Raw genomic sequence first — 16,341 nt, forward strand, 5'->3', positions numbered from 1 at the left:
TAAAGCTATAGGATGATCTCCAGACCTTCATAAGCTATGCGAGAATTTGGAAAATGGAGTTGAACTTGTTTTTCCATCTCAGAAAGGAAACTATCGGAGTGGGAAGGGTCGTGATGAAACAAAATATACTGTTTGACTCCTGCAGCTTTAGAGAGTAAGACTCCCTCTCGCCATGTGCTGTGGCCCCATCCAATTTTTGAGCGTTTTTGATTGGCCGGATCACCCAGATACTCTTCGGGAGTATATTGAGAATCGTAAATAAAGATATCTGCATTCTTAGCGAGGGCTAAAACATGGGGGTCGAGATCTCCTCCGTAATAATGTTCTGTATCCGTTGCATAAACAACCACCTTATCTCCTTTAGCATTTTCGATTCTATAACCCAAAGCTCCATTAGGATGATTAAGCCTTCCAGGAATGATACGATTCTCTCCGATTTTTATGGGATTATCTTGAATTTCATGGAAATTGACCGTAGCACCCATCTGATCTAAAGATACGGGAAAGTATTGATATTCCATCTGTCCTCTAAGGGTATTTTCTAATTTCTCAAAAACCCTTTTGGCTCCGTAAAGGTTAAACGTATTGCTCAGTTCAGGTTCTTCCTCATCTCCAGATGATTTTAAGGCAGGGAAATGAGACTTCCCCTTCACAAAGGCAGGAGCAAAGAAAGGAAATCCCTGGATATGATCCCAGTGGGTATGACTAAAAAAGATATGACCGACCTTGCCACCTTTGTCAAAACCTTCCTCCATTAAACTAAGCCCCAGCAACCGAATGCCTGTCCCAGCATCAAAGATAAGAAGTTGGTTATCATCGGTCCTCACTTCCACACAGGACGTATTTCCACCCACTTTAACCGTCTGAGGACCTGGGGTGGGAATTGAACCCCGGACCCCCCAGAATTTCACTTTCATTGCTCTACCCTCTCTCGAAACACAAATACTTTCAACCTGAATTCTAAAAAGAATCTTCCCTTTTTAAAGAAATTCTCTGCCTTACTTGCAGGCAATCTTTATACCACTTAAAAGGATACCTTTAAGCTCCCCCCCTGAAGATTTTTAAATCTTCTCCCGCGAGATCTGTTAAATCTTACCAGGTTAAATTTTTACATCCAAATTTTATTTCAATTAATTTATATTTTATTTTAACTTATAAGGATTATACGCGAGGTAGTTTAGAACGTTCATCTGAAATGTCATCGGGAAAATAAATTTTGATCTGCTCTTGATCTGATCCCTCTTTCTCAACGCGAAGATCTAGTCGATGTCCACAGGGTAAGATAAATATGTACCTTTTATCCACCCCCCCATCTTCGTATTGTCTCCCGATCGAAACCTTTTCTGGAGAAATACTGTCCGGGCTCTCGTAGGGTGGATCACCGAAACTGACTCTAAAGCGTTGATTACAAACTCCACACCTTCCCAGATAAATACGTTCTTTAATGGGTTCGTTCATCTCTAGATCTCCTGCTTGTCGGCCATTTTAGGACTTCCCTTATGGGATATTGAATTCCCCCTTCCCTCCTAACATGGTCTGAAGAATAAACCTCCTGTAAAATAACTGTAAAATAAACCTTTTTAATTGTCAACCCTATTTTAGTAACTTGCCTTCCAAACCAAAAAATCTTGGCCTTTCCCTTGACAATCCCTTACATAAAAGGTAAAACTTACAGCATACATGAAAAGGAAAGTTTATGCTTTACAGGTCAGTAAAATGTTAACCTCCCTTTTTTGGGTTCTAACAGCCGGAGCCTCCATAGGATTTTATGTCTGGATGCGGGTTAATCCGCTTGTTTTTCTAGATCAAGGAAACCTCCAGACCTATTTATATTTCAACTTCTTCCATCTTAAACTTCTCTGGTATTTAGCAGGGTGCATGTCAGGGTTAACCGTTTTTTGGCTCTTATATGCCCGGACTCTGAACCTGGCAACCGGTATAGATTTCCCCATCTGTCTGTATGCAGACGCCAAAACTTACCTGCCTTGCTATTTACTTCTTCTGAACTGGCTTAGCTTCCGCTACGTCCTTTATAAACCCGGTTACCTTCTTCCCACCATCATTCTTATTTTTATCTTAATCCGCAAATATCGATTCTTAAGGATGATCCTCGCTCCTTTAACTTTATTTCGCTTATTCCCTGTTTCCAGGTCTCCACACTTCCGCCGGGGGATTATACCTGTTCTTATTTTTATCCTTTCTACCGGATTTTACCTGAGCCTGTCCACAAAACTTCTCTCGCCCCTCCATGTTCTGGTTGGAGATGAGCCCTCATATCTTATGATTACCGACAGCCTTTCCAAAGATGGAGATGTAAGGTTAAACAATAATTATCGAGAAAAGGCCTATTTACGTTTTTTTCCAGGTGAATATCCTCGATTTGGTAACATCGGTAAAGATGGTGGGATCTATCCTAGACACGGCATCGGACTTCCCCTTCTGCTCGTTCCGTTTTATCGCTTAGGAGATCGATTCGATCATATGGTTTTTTTTCCCAGAGCCTGTATGAATTTACTCACGGCTCTCCTGGTTACAAATTTTTATTTGCTGGCCTATGAGATGACCCGGAATCTTCCGGCTTCCTTGCTAACCACCTTTATTTTTGGGTTTACCACGCCGGTCCTTTTTTACTCTTACCAGATCTATCCGGAAGTCCCTGCCGGATTGATTTTGTTATATGCTTTCCGAAAATGGCGCTTGTTTTATAGAAGACCCTTGCTATACCCGCTTTGCATAGGCGGGGCCATTTCTCTTCTACCCTGGTTTGGAGTGAAGTACCTTATTTTATCCCTGGTACTGTTTCTTTTAGCCGGGTTCAGTTTGATACGATATCGGACTCATTTTTCTTATTTATCTGTTCTCCTTTTTTTATTTCCTATTATCCTGTCGGGGGTACTTCATGCCTGGTTTACCTATTCCATGTACAAAACCATATCTCCAACCGCCATGTATGGACAGGCCTCTCCGATTCCAGGACAAAAGCCGGGGTCTTATTCAGTCCTGGGGGATTTAAAATTTAAATTAAAACGAGGTCTTATGGGAATTCCTGGGGTTTTCCTGGATCAAAGGATCGGTCTTCTTTTTCATAGCCCCCTTTACTTCTTTTCGCTGGCCGGTATTCTAGCCCTATGGAGAAAGAAAGCCTATCGACCTCAGATGTTCGCTTTACTTTTTATCTTTCTGAGCTACATCTTTTTTTATACCTCCCAACCGACAGCAGGATGGGGCGGATACAGTGTCATGAATCGCCCGGTCATAGCCGTTATCTGGTGTTTAGGTATTTTGATGCTCTTTGGTTTGAAATCCTTCCGGGGGCCCCTGGCAACAGCCCTTCGAAACGGTTTCTTCGTTTTTAGTTTTCTTTTGGTTGGCCTCTATTTAAAAGAGCCTTTACTGCTTTATCACCAGATGGCTTATCGTTATCAAGAACTTCGAAGTAACCTCCTCTATACCTATAGTAGTGCCTTTCTAGATCTGACTTCCCTGTTTCCTGCCATGATGGGTACAGATAAAAATCCTAAAGTAACCCTCTTCTGGGCAGGTGTTACGCTAACTTTGCTGGCACTTTGTTACTATGAATCGAAAAAAAGAGTATGGGAGTATGGGAGTGTGGGAGTGTGGGAGTATGGAGGCAGGGAGGTAGGGAGGTATGGAAGTATAAGAAATAGAACTCCCATACCCCCATACCCCCATACCCCCATCCTCCTACTCTTGCCCATAGTGTTAGGCTTTCTTTTCCTGATGGGAGGTTGGATTTCAGTTAAGGAGATTCTCCCCAAGACGCAAAATGCTACCGGCTATGAAATGTTTTTCACTTTACCCTGGACGGGAAAGGGTCTGATAGGTAAATATTATGATAATGAAGCCTGGGAAGGAGTTCCTCGGGTTATTCGACGAGACCCCTCACTCGACTTTTCTTTTATACAACATCTGGATATGTTCCGGGTCAAGGTAGGAAATTTTCCTCTCCCGGTGAATCTTTCTTCCTTTTCTGTGGACTGGTCTGGATATCTGATAGTCCCTTCGTCAGGAAATTATATCTTCCAGGTAATCACTTCCCCACGGGCTTTCTTTTATCTGTCTATAGATGGGGATCCCATGGTTGTAGATGGGAAAACTCCCAGGGAATTGACCCAGGGGGATCACTCCATTCGGATTCGGTTGAAGGAACTACATCCTTCCAATTCCCAACTCATCCTGTATTGGATACGACCCGACGGTCAAAAAGAAATTATTCCGGCGGAAGCTTTCCGGCCTTATCAAGGAATAAACTAAGAAAAGAAATTCTGGCGCTTCTTCAAATTATCCAGGGTCTTGATGATAAAGCTCATCATGACGAGCTGGACTCCCGTCAGGAATAGAGTAGCTCCGGTGAGGATATAGGACCAGTGAACATGAATATGCTGGGTAGTTACATACTCATAAATGGTATTTTTATTCAAAACGATACTACTTAAAATGGAAAGCCAGCCGATCAGACCTATTTTTTTCATGATCGTTGGTTTAAAAATATATCGGCTCCAGAAACTACGCTGATGAATCTCTTTTCGGTGCATGATGGACAAAATATAGTTCGAAAAGGCTCCAAAGGTCATGGTGTTGATACCTGTTATAAACAGAACCATAATGGTAAAGAGCCGATAAATTTCCCAATCCTCTACTTCCCGCAATTTGATATAGTAAGTCACCGGCATAATTCCCAACAATACCCCTATGAAAATCATCAGTAATCCCATCATTCCGTAAAACTTGAGCGGGTTATAAAGGTTGGCGGTATGGAGGATGGTTGAGAGGAATCGGAGTCCATCTTGGATAACATGAAGTTTAGATTTTCCTATCCGTTCCTTGTATTCAATAGGAACTTCTACGACTTTCATTCCTTCATGCAAGGCATGGGTACTCATGGCAGGAGTTAAATCGAGCCCATCGGGTAAAGGATATAATCGGGTTAAAATAGATCGTTTGAAGACCCGCATCCCACTGGCTGAGTCTGTTATTTTATGCTCGACGATCCAGCTCAAAAGTCTGGCAAAAAACCTGTTACCGATCTGTCGAATGAAAGGCATACCGGTTTTCTTTTCAATCATTCGGGAGCCGATGACCATATCGGCGTTTGTTTCTCTTAAGACCCTGCAAAGGTCTAAGAAGGCCCGGGCGGGGTAAGTCCCATCGGCATCCAGGAATCCCATATACTCCCCTCGTGCTTTATCAAACCCAGTTTTCAGAGCAGATCCGTATCCTAAATTTTTCCTATGATGGATAAGGACCACATCTGGATAACCCTGAACAATTTCACCTGTTCGATCCTGGGAGCCGTCGTTTACAATGATAATTTCTACCTCGGAGATGCCAATTTTTGTCTCTAGAATTTCCTTTTTAACCGCCAGAACTTCCAGAATCGTGGCTCCTATAGAATTTTCTTCATTATACGCTGGAATCACTATAGAAAGTGTGGGCATACGCTTCCCCTCCTCCCTTCTGCTTACCCATGAATCAAAAGTTTCTGTTTCTTTTGTGCAGTTTTTATACCAGCTTTGATAGGGAATGCCCAAATTCGATTGCCCAAATTTTTAGTATTGTTTCCTTTATAAGTTCAACTAAGCTTAACAATTTTTATTGACATCTTTCTCATCCAGTGTAAAAAATTAAAGTATAAATGTAAAACATTAACTTTACCTAAATATAGGTTTTCGTGACTTTTAGGAAAGTCTTATGAAAAATTTAATAAAATCCTTCCTGTCCTTTCTTATAACAACGATTTTTTTCGGAGTGGCCACGAGCGAGGAAGTTACGGCACATGGGTATTGGAGTAGGTATTCTTATCCTCCTTGTCCTTCACCGCCTCCTTGGGGAATGATTCCTCCTTGCCCACCAGGGTTTGGAAGATTGGGATATTCCTGTCCTCCTCCATCTGCTCGATATCTTCGGCCCCCACGGTATTCCCCCTATGGGGAGTATTTTTCTAAACCAGGCCCCCCCAGGCCTCCTCTCTCCCCTTACGGATATTTTAATGAAGAGGGGGTTTGGGTTCCTTTTTCCAGTTCTCCAGGGTTTAAGGGTAAGGGTCTTAAAAGTGAGAAAAAAGGAGTTACCTCTTCTAAAAAATCCTCGAAAAAGAAATCATCTTCTGGTAAAGGCTCCAAATCTTATAAAGGCTCCAAATCTTATCAGATAGCTCCCTAAGGTTCCTCTTCTTGCTGCTGTATTTCCCGAATTCTTCGCCAAAATTCAGAGGCTTCTGCGGCAATCCCACTCCAGTTTCGGACCTCTTCGTGAAAACCTTCTTTTAAAACCTCGAAAAACTCATCCCTTAACTCAGAATCGGTGGGATCTATATTTGAAAAAATCTCATAGCCGGGTAATTCTTTGTAACGCCAGTAATTCAAATTGGGGATATAGAAGTGTTTAATCCAACCCAGTAGCATATCCATCCAGGATTCACAATAATAGCGAAGATGAATGTGGGGTTTTCCTAAAAACCAATCGGCCTGTTGAATCATTTCATTTTCGTAAAACCGGCACTGGTTATGATCTTCAACATAAACGATTACCCCATCCAACTCCGGATAATCCTCCATACGCAGGAAAACGAAGCTCACCCTATCATCCTCCTCATACAAGAACCGACCGTCAAAAAGACGAAACTCAATTCCATAAAGATTAACCTGGGGGATTGAAAATAAATCCTCATGGATCTTTACTAATTTTTGTCTCAGAGGACCTGCAACGCGAAGTTCAAATCCCAGAGGGTCGACTTCCTGGGGTAAACTTTCGTAGACTCTGATGAGATTGGAACTCGAAGGAGGAGTGCTAAATAAAGAGCCACTTAGAAGAATATTTCCTTGGATCGTGTGATCGAAATGCCGGATAGGCGGGGGAACCTCAAAGTAGCCATGAGAAAGTTCTGCTAATTCCTCGAGTTTCCAGCACAGATTTTCACGAACAAATAACTCAGAGCATTGACCCGACCAACTGACGATGACAGATGGCATATATTTTGACTCCTTTCCAGGGTGAAAGTAACCGCATAGAGCTGTTCTATGTCCTGGGTCATTAAAAATAGGACAGCTTTATGGGATGGTTTCTATTGATTATGCATAGCCATTTCAATTTCGGTCTTCGTGACCAGTGGGCCTTGAAGCCTCTGAAGAGGAACGCTCCCCCCAATCAGCATATCTCCATGCCCGATCAGGTATTCTGCACCCGGCGTATCCAGGATAATGGTACTATTGGCGGCGCTGGTAACTTTAAGAGCCACTTTAAGTTGGAGATTGGCTTTGATAATCGGCGTGACTATCCGAGCATCTGGCCGCTGGGTAGACAGAATCAGGTGAATGCCTGCGGCACGGCCTTTTTGTCCGAGGCGCTGAATGGAGGTTTCCAATTCTGTCCGGGTATCTTTGTCTGCCATGAGATCTGCATATTCATCAATCATAATGACCTGATGGCTTAAAGATCCGCCCAGTTGATTATAGGCGTGGATATCCGATACCCCCTTTTTTTCAAACGTACGATAACGCTCTTCCATCTCATCGACCAGTTGGTGCAGTTTTTCAAGGGCCGATTCGGTATCCATCAAGATAGATCCGGAAAGATGGGGGAGGGAGGCAAGGTCCATAAAACCCACCCGCTTAGGGTCAATCAAAATCAATCGAACTTCGGTAGGTTTTGCATTTAGAGCCAGGCCTACGGCACTGGCTTTCAGAAAAATGCTTTTGCCGCTTCCTGAGGTGCCCCCTATCAGCATACCACTCATGGTGGGATCGCTGAGATTCGCCCAAACAATCGAGCCGTCAATAGACATACCCAGGGGAAATGCAACTTTAGAAGGAGGTCGGTTACGTTGTCCCTTTTGCCACACCTCTCCCAGGGTAAGGGGAACCCGGACTTTCCGAGGTATATCCACACTCACATAACCCGCCTGGGGCTGAATCAGAGGAGCAACCTGTAAACCCAAAGCCACCTGCAGATTTTCGGCTTGATTGACCAGCTTCTTAACGGTAACACCTTGATCCAGCCTGGGTTTGATCTTATATCGGATAAATCGCGGCCCGGCTATGTAACCTACAGGCTCAACGGGTAGCTTTAACGTATCCAAAGCCTGAATAAGGGCCCTCAAGCCTTGCTCCGCTTCCTGGGTCGTTTCTCTGGAATTGGGATCTGAAACAGAAGACCGGGAAGTCTCAGATTTTTCCCCAGGAGATGTTCCCAAGACTTCCTCGAAGCCTTGAAACCCTGAGTGCTTCTGACCATGGAGTTTCTCCCCTATAAACGTAGCAAACTCGTTCGCTGTGATCGATTTCACCCGATTATCGAAACCGACCAGGGTTACATCTCCTTCCTTAACCGCATAACTGAGCAGGGCCAGGGCATACCATCGGGCGGCCTGCTCCGAATCTAAAATAATCACGTGACCCCCCAGATCTTTAAAAAGTTGAAGTTTCTCATTGGTTGCCTTCCACTGGGGAGGGGGTGGAATAGGACAGCGGGCATCTCGAATATAAAAAGCTTTCCCTGAGGGATGAGACTTTAAAAACTCAATCCCCTTCAGAAGACAGGCCCCTACCGCCATAGGATTCTGCTCCACATCGATCATAAAAATCACGGGAACCTCTGAGGAGGAAGAAACCCGGAGAGTACCTGTAAAGTCAATATACTTTTCTTTACCCTCCGGACGCTGTAAAGATTCAACTTGAAAGGAACCCGCCTGAAACGTTTCCGCAGTACGGGATTTTACAGATTGGCCTGACTTTCCGATTTTAGTGGGTCCATAGCTGAGATAAACCTCTAAAGCTCGTCTTAACCGGCCTCGATCGGGTTGATAACGATCAAAATCTTGTAAAATCGTTCGATATTGATTTTCAAATTCTTCCTCGAGGGTTTGAGAAGGAGAAACTTCGACCGAAGGCCCTTGATCCAATATTTGCCTCAACCGCTTATTGGCCTCAGCAATGACCAACCGGGGGATATACAACTGTTTTCTAAAGGTTTTATATAATTCTTCCCGGTCAAAGGGAAAAAACGGGTTGGTTTGATCTTCTCCAAGTACCGAAGCCAGACGATTTTGGATAATTGCCATAGCCTGATCTGCCGTACAACCCCGCAGCTCAAATCGGTTCGTCTCAAGACGCGTGATAATATGCTGGTTTAACTTTAATCGGAATTTTCCCTCCCATTCTCCCCCCCGGAAGCAGACAATAGGCAACATGGCTTTGGCTTTATCTATCAGGAATTCCAACATCTTCCCCAGGGCATATATTTTCCCTTCGGTTTCTAAATTCTCTAAGCGGTCGAAACAAATGATCAGGGTTTGACGGTAACGAGCCAGCAAAAGGCCCAGGGAAATTAGAATATCCCGTGCTTCTTGCTCAAGGAGGTTGGAACGACCGGTTTGGTCCTCCGATACTTGAAAGCGATCTGATACCTGGAGTAAAGCTGCATCGGCCTGATCCAGAACGTAACCTTTAAGCCAGTTTAAAGCCGCTACCCGCTTACTCGGAATCCGATATTGGAACAAAACCTTTAAAAAACTGGTGGAAATCTCCGGGTAGGCCCTACTCAACAGATCGAGGGCTTTATCTTCAACCTCTTTAAACCGATGGGGAATAATATATTTAAAAATCAAAGTCCCCAGCATATTCCTTTGTTTATCCCGCGTGGACCCATACTTCTGGACTACTTCCCGGTAAATTTCGTCTATAATCTTCTCCAGTTGTGTTACCGGAGAAGCTGCATGTATCGGATAACAAAGATTAACGATGATTTCCCTCAGAAGATAGCGATAGGTCTGTTCCGGATCCTCGATGGGTTGAATGTAGGCGAAGGAGAGACCTGGTGTGCCCGGTTCCGACTGTATCTGTTCCGTATACTGAAGGATTTTACCGATCAGATGCGTTTTACCGCTGCCGACTTCTCCGAGTACTAGCGCTCCACAGTTGAGACCCGGGTTTTGGGATTTCTGTTTAATAAGCTGGCAAAGTCCCTTGAAAGCATGTTCATTAATGGAAGGAACATCCGGATAGACTCCTTCCCGGGGATCTCCAACACTGGAGGAAGTAAAGGGATTCCTCCATCTTAAAATTTCAAGTTTCTCCTCGGTCGTCATCTTATTTCCTCACCTCTCCAACTTAAGGTTATATAAAGCATCCCGCTCTCATCCATAAAAGAGTTTTTTATCTCCGCTTCGGTCATCGTTGAAGGATCTCCTCCATGGAGTTCTACGGCATAATCGGCCATCAACTCCGTAAGAACCCTATCAAACCGTTCCCGAGGCCAGCGAAGATACTCGCGAATTTGATGAATCGGAATAAAACTACGCCCCTTACCAACCCGGTAATAAGCTTGCTTAAAAGCCGTCCGATCATCTGTAGGGGCTTCTTTGTCTATCCCAGGTATCGGAACTTTATCAGAAATCTTGAGAGAAACCGAATGATCTTCTTTAAGAATACAAACAACAAAACTTTTCTCCAGGAGATGGTTGAGGGCCTTGAGGTAATTTTTCTTGAGCACGGGAAGCTCTCGACCCAATTGTCTGGAAGATAAGCCCGGTTTTTGTCTGATTTTGTTTAGAATAAGTTCTTCCACCGATTTTCTGTAACCAATGTAGGTAGACCTCGCCGCCTGGTAAATTTGTAAACCATCGCCCAAATGGGAAGTCAATTTAATCAGGATCTCTGAATTTGTCGCCTCCCTGGAGAGACCCAAGTGTTTCCGCGAGGTGGAAGAAATTCCGTCTACAATTTGTTTAACCGTAAGGTAATCCCGGTTTTTCTTTTTTAATAAATCCAGAATTTCTTTTTCGATATGGGACGGAGTATAATTTTCCATGTCAGGTAAAAATTTTCCGTGAATTATTCTCTTTTTCATGGGATTAACGGTATCCCAACAGGGTTTAGAACCGTCTAGAATCTCAAAATAGCTTTGTATCTCTTTCAGGATAAAAAAGCAAGCAGATTCTTACGGGGTAAATTTTCCTAAAAATATTTTGACGTCCTGCAGGTTCAGGGTGTAAGATAGGAATTGCTTGTAATTACCGGAAACTTAGCAGGACGACCCCCATGGAACATATATCCGATACGGCCCGTTGGGTTGCTGTATATCGTGCGATGGAGACGGAAAGGACGGATGCCCATTTTCGAGACCCCTATGCACGTCTCTTAGCCGGGGAACAGGGGGAAAGGATCGTTCGAACTTTACCACGAGGTATGTCCAGCGCCTGGGCCGTAATTGTACGTACCTGTGTATTTGACGAAATGATCCTGTGGGCTGTTCAGACTCAACAGGTGGATACTGTTTTGAATCTCGCCTCAGGTCTCGATACCCGGCCTTACCGGCTCCCCTTACCCGCTTCATTAAGATGGATCGAAGTGGATTTACCCGATATCCTTACCTATAAGGAAAAAAAGCTGGTCGATATAAGGCCGGCCTGTTCTTTGGAAATTGTAAAGATGGACCTGATGGACGTCACCGCGCGGCGGGCTCTTTTCAACCAGATAGGTGCCCTCTCTCGACGTGTACTTGTGGTAAGTGAAGGTCTTAGCCCCTATCTCACCTCCGATCAGATTGCTTCCCTGGCCCAGGATCTTTCCACCCAACCCACTTTCCGGTGGTGGTTACTGGATTTAATATCTCCCCTTGCGCTTCAACGAATTCAGAAATTATGGAAGAAGCAACTTGGTACAGGTCGTATTGCCTTTCACTTCGCTCCGGTGGAAGGGGCTACTTTTTTCAATCCGTATGGCTGGAAGGTCCTGGAAGTTCGATCTTCGGTAGAAGAAGGTCGTCGCCTGAAACGAGAAATGCCCTTTGCATGGTTCTGGCGGTTTCTGGTTAAGATATTTAAGGAGAAACAAGAAATTTTTCGTAATACCTATACCTTTGTCCTTTTGGAACAAATATGACGGCTCCCAACCTTTCCTTACAAAAGACTTTTATCCCCGGTATCGTACCTCCAACCAAGTATACGGGATTATCCTGGTGGTTTGCCTTCCAGGGAAATAATCTTCTGGTTTACCTGGAAGATTCTTCGGTCCGTATTCCCTGTGAGGTGGACTTTTCCCGATTAGGGGTAACCGCCATCCGGCAACATTATTTGGGTCTTCTAGAAGGGCGCCCCTGTTACTCAATTGAACTGGCTGAAGATACCAAACCGCCGGAAGGCATGGCTTTTCAAGGTTTACGTCAGTTATTCAATCGTTTGGAAGAAGACCTTTTCTGGATAGCCGGACGGGCTGTGCAGATCGTAGACTGGGATCGAACCCATCAGTTTTGTGGAAAGTGTGGATCCAGAATGATAACCAGATCCAGGGAACGGGCCAAGGAATGTCTCCAATGTGGTTTAGTAAACTATCCCCGCTTATCTCCGGCTATTATCGTTCTCGTTGAACGCGACTCTCAAATCCTGCTGGCCAGATCCCACCGTTTTCCACCGGGTATGTACAGTGTCATTGCAGGCTTTGTAGACCCGGGCGAAACCCTGGAAGAAGCCGTGGTGCGAGAAGTCAAGGAAGAAACGGGAATTGATGTCAAAGATATCCATTACTTCGGCAGTCAACCCTGGCCATTTCCCCATTCCCTCATGATTGCATTTACGGCGGTTTATGCAGGGGGTGAGATCGTTGTAGAGGATGAAGAGATTGAAGCAGCAGGTTGGTTTACGGCCGACAACCTGCCCGCTTTACCTAATAAAATCAGTATTGCACGCAAGTTGATAGACTGGTTTTTGGCGAAGCAAGGCAAGGCTACCTGACCGGGACCCCAAGGAACAGGGATCTTCCCGGGCTTTGAGCTCCAACACATAGCTCTCACCCTCATGGGGTCAAGTCTCACAGCAGGGGAAGATCCGTTTACCTGGTTTTAATCGACTGTATGGCCGACGAAAACTTTCGCTACCTTCCGCTTTGGGCAAGAAAAGAACCTGCTTTTCCCTTAGTATTTAACAAGTTCATCGGCTCCAATATCAAAGGCCGGACCCTGAGGTCTGGGATTACCCTCAAAATCTATAGGAACTTCTGAACCTAGATTGTAACCACGATCGATGGCCAAAACAGCCGTCGACTTTAGATGAAAATTATATCTCGGTGCATTCACAAACAGACTACCATCTGACGGCCAGGATAGAACAAGATTGTTGCTTTGCGTAACGATGGTTCCATCCCTTAAATTCAAGGGCCTGTCTAAGATGTTGTTGATGTATTTTACGTTTAGGGCACTGACCCTCACATCCGGGGTAAACCCATTGTTGTAAAGGGTATTGTTATAAATTTTTCCATCTTTATTCTTGATCACGGAGATCCCTGCATCGGCGCAAATGGCAATCCTGTTGTTTCGGACGATACCTCCCACATGTTCATAGGTCTCTCCGCCCCAGCTTGGGTTGCCGAATCCTCCATAGCTGATTCCCACAAGACCACAGCCGGTAATGAGATTCCCTTCTATGATGGTATTTGCCGACCCACTCTTAAACTGGATGCAGGTACCTGCCAACCTTGCCCCCCAAATGTCATGGATGTAGTTGTACCGTACAACCCAATCTTTACAGGCATTGCAATCTATGCCCTGGAAGTTACTTCCCCGGAAGGGAGTTAGCTGATAGATTTCGTTATTCTGAATGGTTACCCGACTGGCATAAACGCCATTTACCGGAGCCGTACCCCCTCCCTTGATGGCACTGGTCTGGCTTTGGGAATTGGCCCGGGTATTATCAAACAGGATATTATTTCTGATGACAATATCTGTGCTCGGTGCGTCTATTTTGATACCATGATAAGCTCCTCCTGTAATTCTTAATCCCTCAATAATTACAAATCTGGCTCCTGTGAAGTAAAAAGCCTCTTCACTCCCATTCGCATCAATGGTCACACTTCCCAAACCATCCCTTGACATAATCCTCACAGGAGCCGCCTGGGTTCCGGATCGACTGGAGGGGAATCTAAGCCGATCGGTCAGAACATAGGTACCTGGCATCAGGATGATTCGTTGACCCGGACTTATATTAGCGATGGCATTGACGAGTTGAGAAACATTGCTTACCACCACATCCAAAGCATAGGCCCGGGTGCAGGAAAATAAAAGAATCCAAATGGTCAGGAAGATAAGGTAGATGGTTTGAGGAGTAGATCCCAAAAAGATCCTTTGAGTTATCCGGTAAGACTTATCTTCTGGAGGGTTTGCTAGCCAGGAGTATTCCAAGGATTTCTCTAAATTTAGGGGTTGTAAGGAACGCAGCCGATGAATCTTATTTAACATACCTTCCAAAACCCGACCCCTCTCGTATCCTCTGAAATAAGAAAACACAAAATCCTATTCCAGGGCCCAGAAGAGTAAGGTTTGATCTAGACATAACCAAAGGGAAGTTGCCGCTTCCCCGATGATTTTTCATACCAATTTGTATTTCATACCGTAGAAGCCGGTTTGAAACCGATCCCTCCCTAAGGCCTGTATAGGGACCCCATAAAATACAAATTGGGACTGTTACTTTGTAAAGTTAAATTTGAATAACTATTCTACCCTCACCCCTAACCCCCTCTCCCGAAGCTTCGGGAGAGGGGTTGAGAAGTTGACCTGGAGATTTGTCGGCTCCCTTCTCCCACGCTGTGGGAGAGGGGCCGGAGGTGAGGGCAGTGAATGACCCAAAATTAACCTTACCAGGTACTCTTCACAAGATGAGCAGAGAAATAAACAGCAGGTAAGAAGGATAAGCCAGATCGCCTGTTTTTCCATTCAACCTCTTAAACAGGTTATCACTTCGCTCTTTCGAGTCCTACCCAACATAGGGAAACTTGAGTACTCGATGATTACTTTTTAGTCAAGTGTTTTTTTACAAAAAAAATTTAGAGTCAAAATGGCACTTATTTTTTAAGAACTTAAAATTTTTCTGCCAATATGATCTTATTTCTAAATTTGTTTAAGATTAACCTAAAATTCTATAAGTTTGGTGAATGAGAAGGAATCGGCTGAAGAAGAGAAAGAGCAAGTTATTTTCTTTGACATTCTTCCTGAGAAGTTTTAAGATCCTCTCAGATTTAAATGACCCGCTTTTAAGGATAAAATTCATCCAGGTATGTTGGCAAAACTTCCAACATCGGGTTAATTTAAGGAGGATTGCAATGAAAATAATCAACTATCAAACTTACGTGGTAGGAACTCCCTGGCGCAACTTAACGTATCTGGTAATCGAAACCGATGAAGGGATTCGGGGGGTCGGTGAGGCTCGAGTTTTAGGGAAAACCCACACGGTGCTTCAGTACTTGAAAGACGTCAAACGTCATTTTGTGGGACACGATGTTTATGACATTGAAGACCTTTACCGGAGATTTACATTATTGGATTTTGGATCTCCAGGTGAAGTTGTTATGACAGGCCTGGCTTTAGTTGAAATGGCGTGCTGGGATTGTATTGGTAAAAAAGCAAATCTTCCGGTCTACAAATTACTGGGCGGCAAGGTTCGAACCAAGATTCCCGCCTATGCCAACGGATGGTATACCGTTGAACGTACGCCAGAACAATTTGCCAAGGCAGCCGAAAAGGTGGTCAGTCGAGGCTATCTGGGCATGAAATTTGATCCCTTTGGGAATGGAGATATGGAATTAACCCGGAAGGAGTATTTTCGATCCATAGAGTTGATTGAAGCAGTTCATTCGGTAGCAGGGGATTATGTACAAATTTTTATAGAAATGCATGGTCGGTTTTCTCCCCATCAGGCGATTGAGATCGCCAAAGAGATTGAACGATTTAACCCCGGCTGGATCGAAGAACCCTGCCGTCCAGAGGATTTAGGAGCATTGAAGATGGTTGCCCAACATACCTCGATCCCCATCGCTACCGGTGAACGCCTGTACCGCGCTGCGCAGTTCCGGGATCTTTTCCCCATGCGCTGTGTAAACATCATTCAACCGGATATTAATCAGTGTGGGGGTCTTTTAGAAGTAAAGAAGATCGCTTCGACGGCCGAAACCTATTCTGTGATGGTTGCCCCTCATAATGTGGGAGGGATTATCTCGACGACGGCGGTCCTTCATCTGATGGCCGGATTACGCAATGGTAAAATCGTGGAACACTTTAATGACTTTGCCGATGTACAGGTCAAGCAGGCCGGACGTCCTTACCCTGAAGTTATAGATGGGCATTTTAGCCTACCCGAGGGGCCAGGTTGGGGAGTTGAATTAAACTATGACTTTTTAGAATCCCATAAGCCCAAAGAAATAGATGGCGTTATCCAAGATCCGGGCTTAAATATGTTTGTGAATCCAGACTGGCATAAGCGAGCCCAGAACCAGAACACCGAATAACAACCTATGAACCTGGAGCAATGGACCATGACCTGGGTCATGGTCCATTGTC

At 44.5% G+C, this 16,341-nt stretch carries 12 protein-coding genes; 4 read left to right on the forward strand and 8 right to left on the reverse strand.

Annotated elements, in window-relative coordinates; all coding sequences use genetic code 11:
- Positions 1 to 5: 5 nt before the first annotated feature.
- The gene (locus VNM22_10870; GenBank protein ID HWP47653.1) at positions 6 to 917 is read right to left on the reverse strand and encodes an MBL fold metallo-hydrolase; all 912 of its coding nucleotides are present in this window, start codon (positions 915 to 917) and stop codon (positions 6 to 8) included.
- Between the two features lie 244 nt (positions 918 to 1,161).
- Positions 1,162 to 1,458 (reverse strand): hypothetical protein, encoded by a 297-nt coding sequence (locus VNM22_10875; protein ID HWP47654.1) that lies wholly within the window; start codon positions 1,456 to 1,458, stop codon positions 1,162 to 1,164.
- 222 nt (positions 1,459 to 1,680) lie between these two features.
- On the opposite strand from VNM22_10875, the gene VNM22_10880 reads away from it, so the two are divergent.
- The gene (locus VNM22_10880; protein HWP47655.1) at positions 1,681 to 4,275 is read left to right on the forward strand and encodes a PA14 domain-containing protein; all 2,595 of its coding nucleotides are present in this window, start codon (positions 1,681 to 1,683) and stop codon (positions 4,273 to 4,275) included.
- Here the strand turns inward: VNM22_10880 and VNM22_10885 are convergent.
- The 5 genes from VNM22_10885 to VNM22_10905 all read right to left on the reverse strand — a co-directional run bounded on the left by VNM22_10885 (position 4,272) and on the right by VNM22_10905 (position 10,866).
- Positions 4,272 to 5,459: a glycosyltransferase gene (locus tag VNM22_10885; protein ID HWP47656.1), complete on the reverse strand. Its 1,188-nt coding sequence runs from the start codon at positions 5,457 to 5,459 to the stop codon at positions 4,272 to 4,274. The two genes, VNM22_10880 and VNM22_10885, sit on opposite strands and share 4 nt — an antisense overlap.
- A gap of 329 nt (positions 5,460 to 5,788) precedes the next feature.
- Positions 5,789 to 5,935, reverse strand: coding sequence for a hypothetical protein (locus VNM22_10890; protein ID HWP47657.1), 147 nt, complete (start codon positions 5,933 to 5,935; stop codon positions 5,789 to 5,791).
- A 244-nt stretch (positions 5,936 to 6,179) separates the two neighbouring features.
- Entirely contained in the window at positions 6,180 to 6,992 is an 813-nt protein-coding gene (locus tag VNM22_10895) for a hypothetical protein (protein ID HWP47658.1), read from the reverse strand.
- Between the two features lie 92 nt (positions 6,993 to 7,084).
- Positions 7,085 to 10,105 (reverse strand): DNA translocase FtsK, encoded by a 3,021-nt coding sequence (locus VNM22_10900; GenBank protein HWP47659.1) that lies wholly within the window; start codon positions 10,103 to 10,105, stop codon positions 7,085 to 7,087.
- Complete coding sequence (locus VNM22_10905; protein ID HWP47660.1) at positions 10,102 to 10,866, reverse strand: hypothetical protein; 765 nt, start codon at positions 10,864 to 10,866, stop codon at positions 10,102 to 10,104. Before VNM22_10905 ends, VNM22_10900 begins: the two co-directional genes overlap by 4 nt.
- A gap of 191 nt (positions 10,867 to 11,057) precedes the next feature.
- Between VNM22_10905 and VNM22_10910 the strand changes: the two genes are divergently transcribed.
- Both VNM22_10910 and nudC read left to right on the forward strand, forming a co-directional pair.
- Positions 11,058 to 11,900, forward strand: a complete 843-nt coding sequence (locus VNM22_10910; protein ID HWP47661.1) for a class I SAM-dependent methyltransferase — start codon at positions 11,058 to 11,060, stop codon at positions 11,898 to 11,900.
- Entirely contained in the window at positions 11,897 to 12,748 is an 852-nt protein-coding gene (gene nudC, locus VNM22_10915) for an NAD(+) diphosphatase (protein HWP47662.1), read from the forward strand. Before VNM22_10910 ends, nudC begins: the two co-directional genes overlap by 4 nt.
- A 179-nt stretch (positions 12,749 to 12,927) precedes the next feature.
- Here nudC and VNM22_10920 read toward each other — a convergent pair whose 3' ends face one another.
- Positions 12,928 to 14,247 (reverse strand): right-handed parallel beta-helix repeat-containing protein, encoded by a 1,320-nt coding sequence (locus tag VNM22_10920; protein HWP47663.1) that lies wholly within the window; start codon positions 14,245 to 14,247, stop codon positions 12,928 to 12,930.
- A gap of 860 nt (positions 14,248 to 15,107) precedes the next feature.
- Between VNM22_10920 and VNM22_10925 the strand changes: the two genes are divergently transcribed.
- Positions 15,108 to 16,289 carry a mandelate racemase/muconate lactonizing enzyme family protein gene (locus VNM22_10925; GenBank protein HWP47664.1) on the forward strand — a complete coding sequence of 394 codons (1,182 nt, stop codon included), beginning with the start codon at positions 15,108 to 15,110 and terminating at the stop codon, positions 16,287 to 16,289.
- The last annotated feature ends 52 nt before the right edge of the window (positions 16,290 to 16,341 follow it).

The organism is Candidatus Limnocylindrales bacterium, from assembly GCA_035559535.1.
Taxonomy (GTDB): Bacteria; Moduliflexota; Moduliflexia; order Moduliflexales; family JAUQPW01; genus JAUQPW01.

Bases quoted from the DNA above. Each gene is read 5' to 3' on its own strand.
- VNM22_10870 (HWP47653.1), bottom strand. From the start codon at position 917: ATGAAAGTGAAATTCTGGGGGGTCCGGGGTTCAATTCCCACCCCAGGT.
- VNM22_10875 (HWP47654.1), bottom strand. From the start codon at position 1,458: ATGAACGAACCCATTAAAGAACGTATTTATCTGGGAAGGTGTGGAGTT.
- VNM22_10880 (HWP47655.1), top strand. From the start codon at position 1,681: ATGAAAAGGAAAGTTTATGCTTTACAGGTCAGTAAAATGTTAACCTCC.
- VNM22_10885 (HWP47656.1), bottom strand. From the start codon at position 5,459: ATGCCCACACTTTCTATAGTGATTCCAGCGTATAATGAAGAAAATTCT.
- VNM22_10895 (HWP47658.1), bottom strand. From the start codon at position 6,992: ATGCCATCTGTCATCGTCAGTTGGTCGGGTCAATGCTCTGAGTTATTT.
- VNM22_10900 (HWP47659.1), bottom strand. From the start codon at position 10,105: ATGACGACCGAGGAGAAACTTGAAATTTTAAGATGGAGGAATCCCTTT.
- VNM22_10905 (HWP47660.1), bottom strand. From the start codon at position 10,866: ATGAAAAAGAGAATAATTCACGGAAAATTTTTACCTGACATGGAAAAT.
- VNM22_10910 (HWP47661.1), top strand. From the start codon at position 11,058: ATGGAACATATATCCGATACGGCCCGTTGGGTTGCTGTATATCGTGCG.
- nudC (HWP47662.1), top strand. From the start codon at position 11,897: ATGACGGCTCCCAACCTTTCCTTACAAAAGACTTTTATCCCCGGTATC.
- VNM22_10920 (HWP47663.1), bottom strand. From the start codon at position 14,247: ATGTTAAATAAGATTCATCGGCTGCGTTCCTTACAACCCCTAAATTTA.
- VNM22_10925 (HWP47664.1), top strand. From the start codon at position 15,108: ATGAAAATAATCAACTATCAAACTTACGTGGTAGGAACTCCCTGGCGC.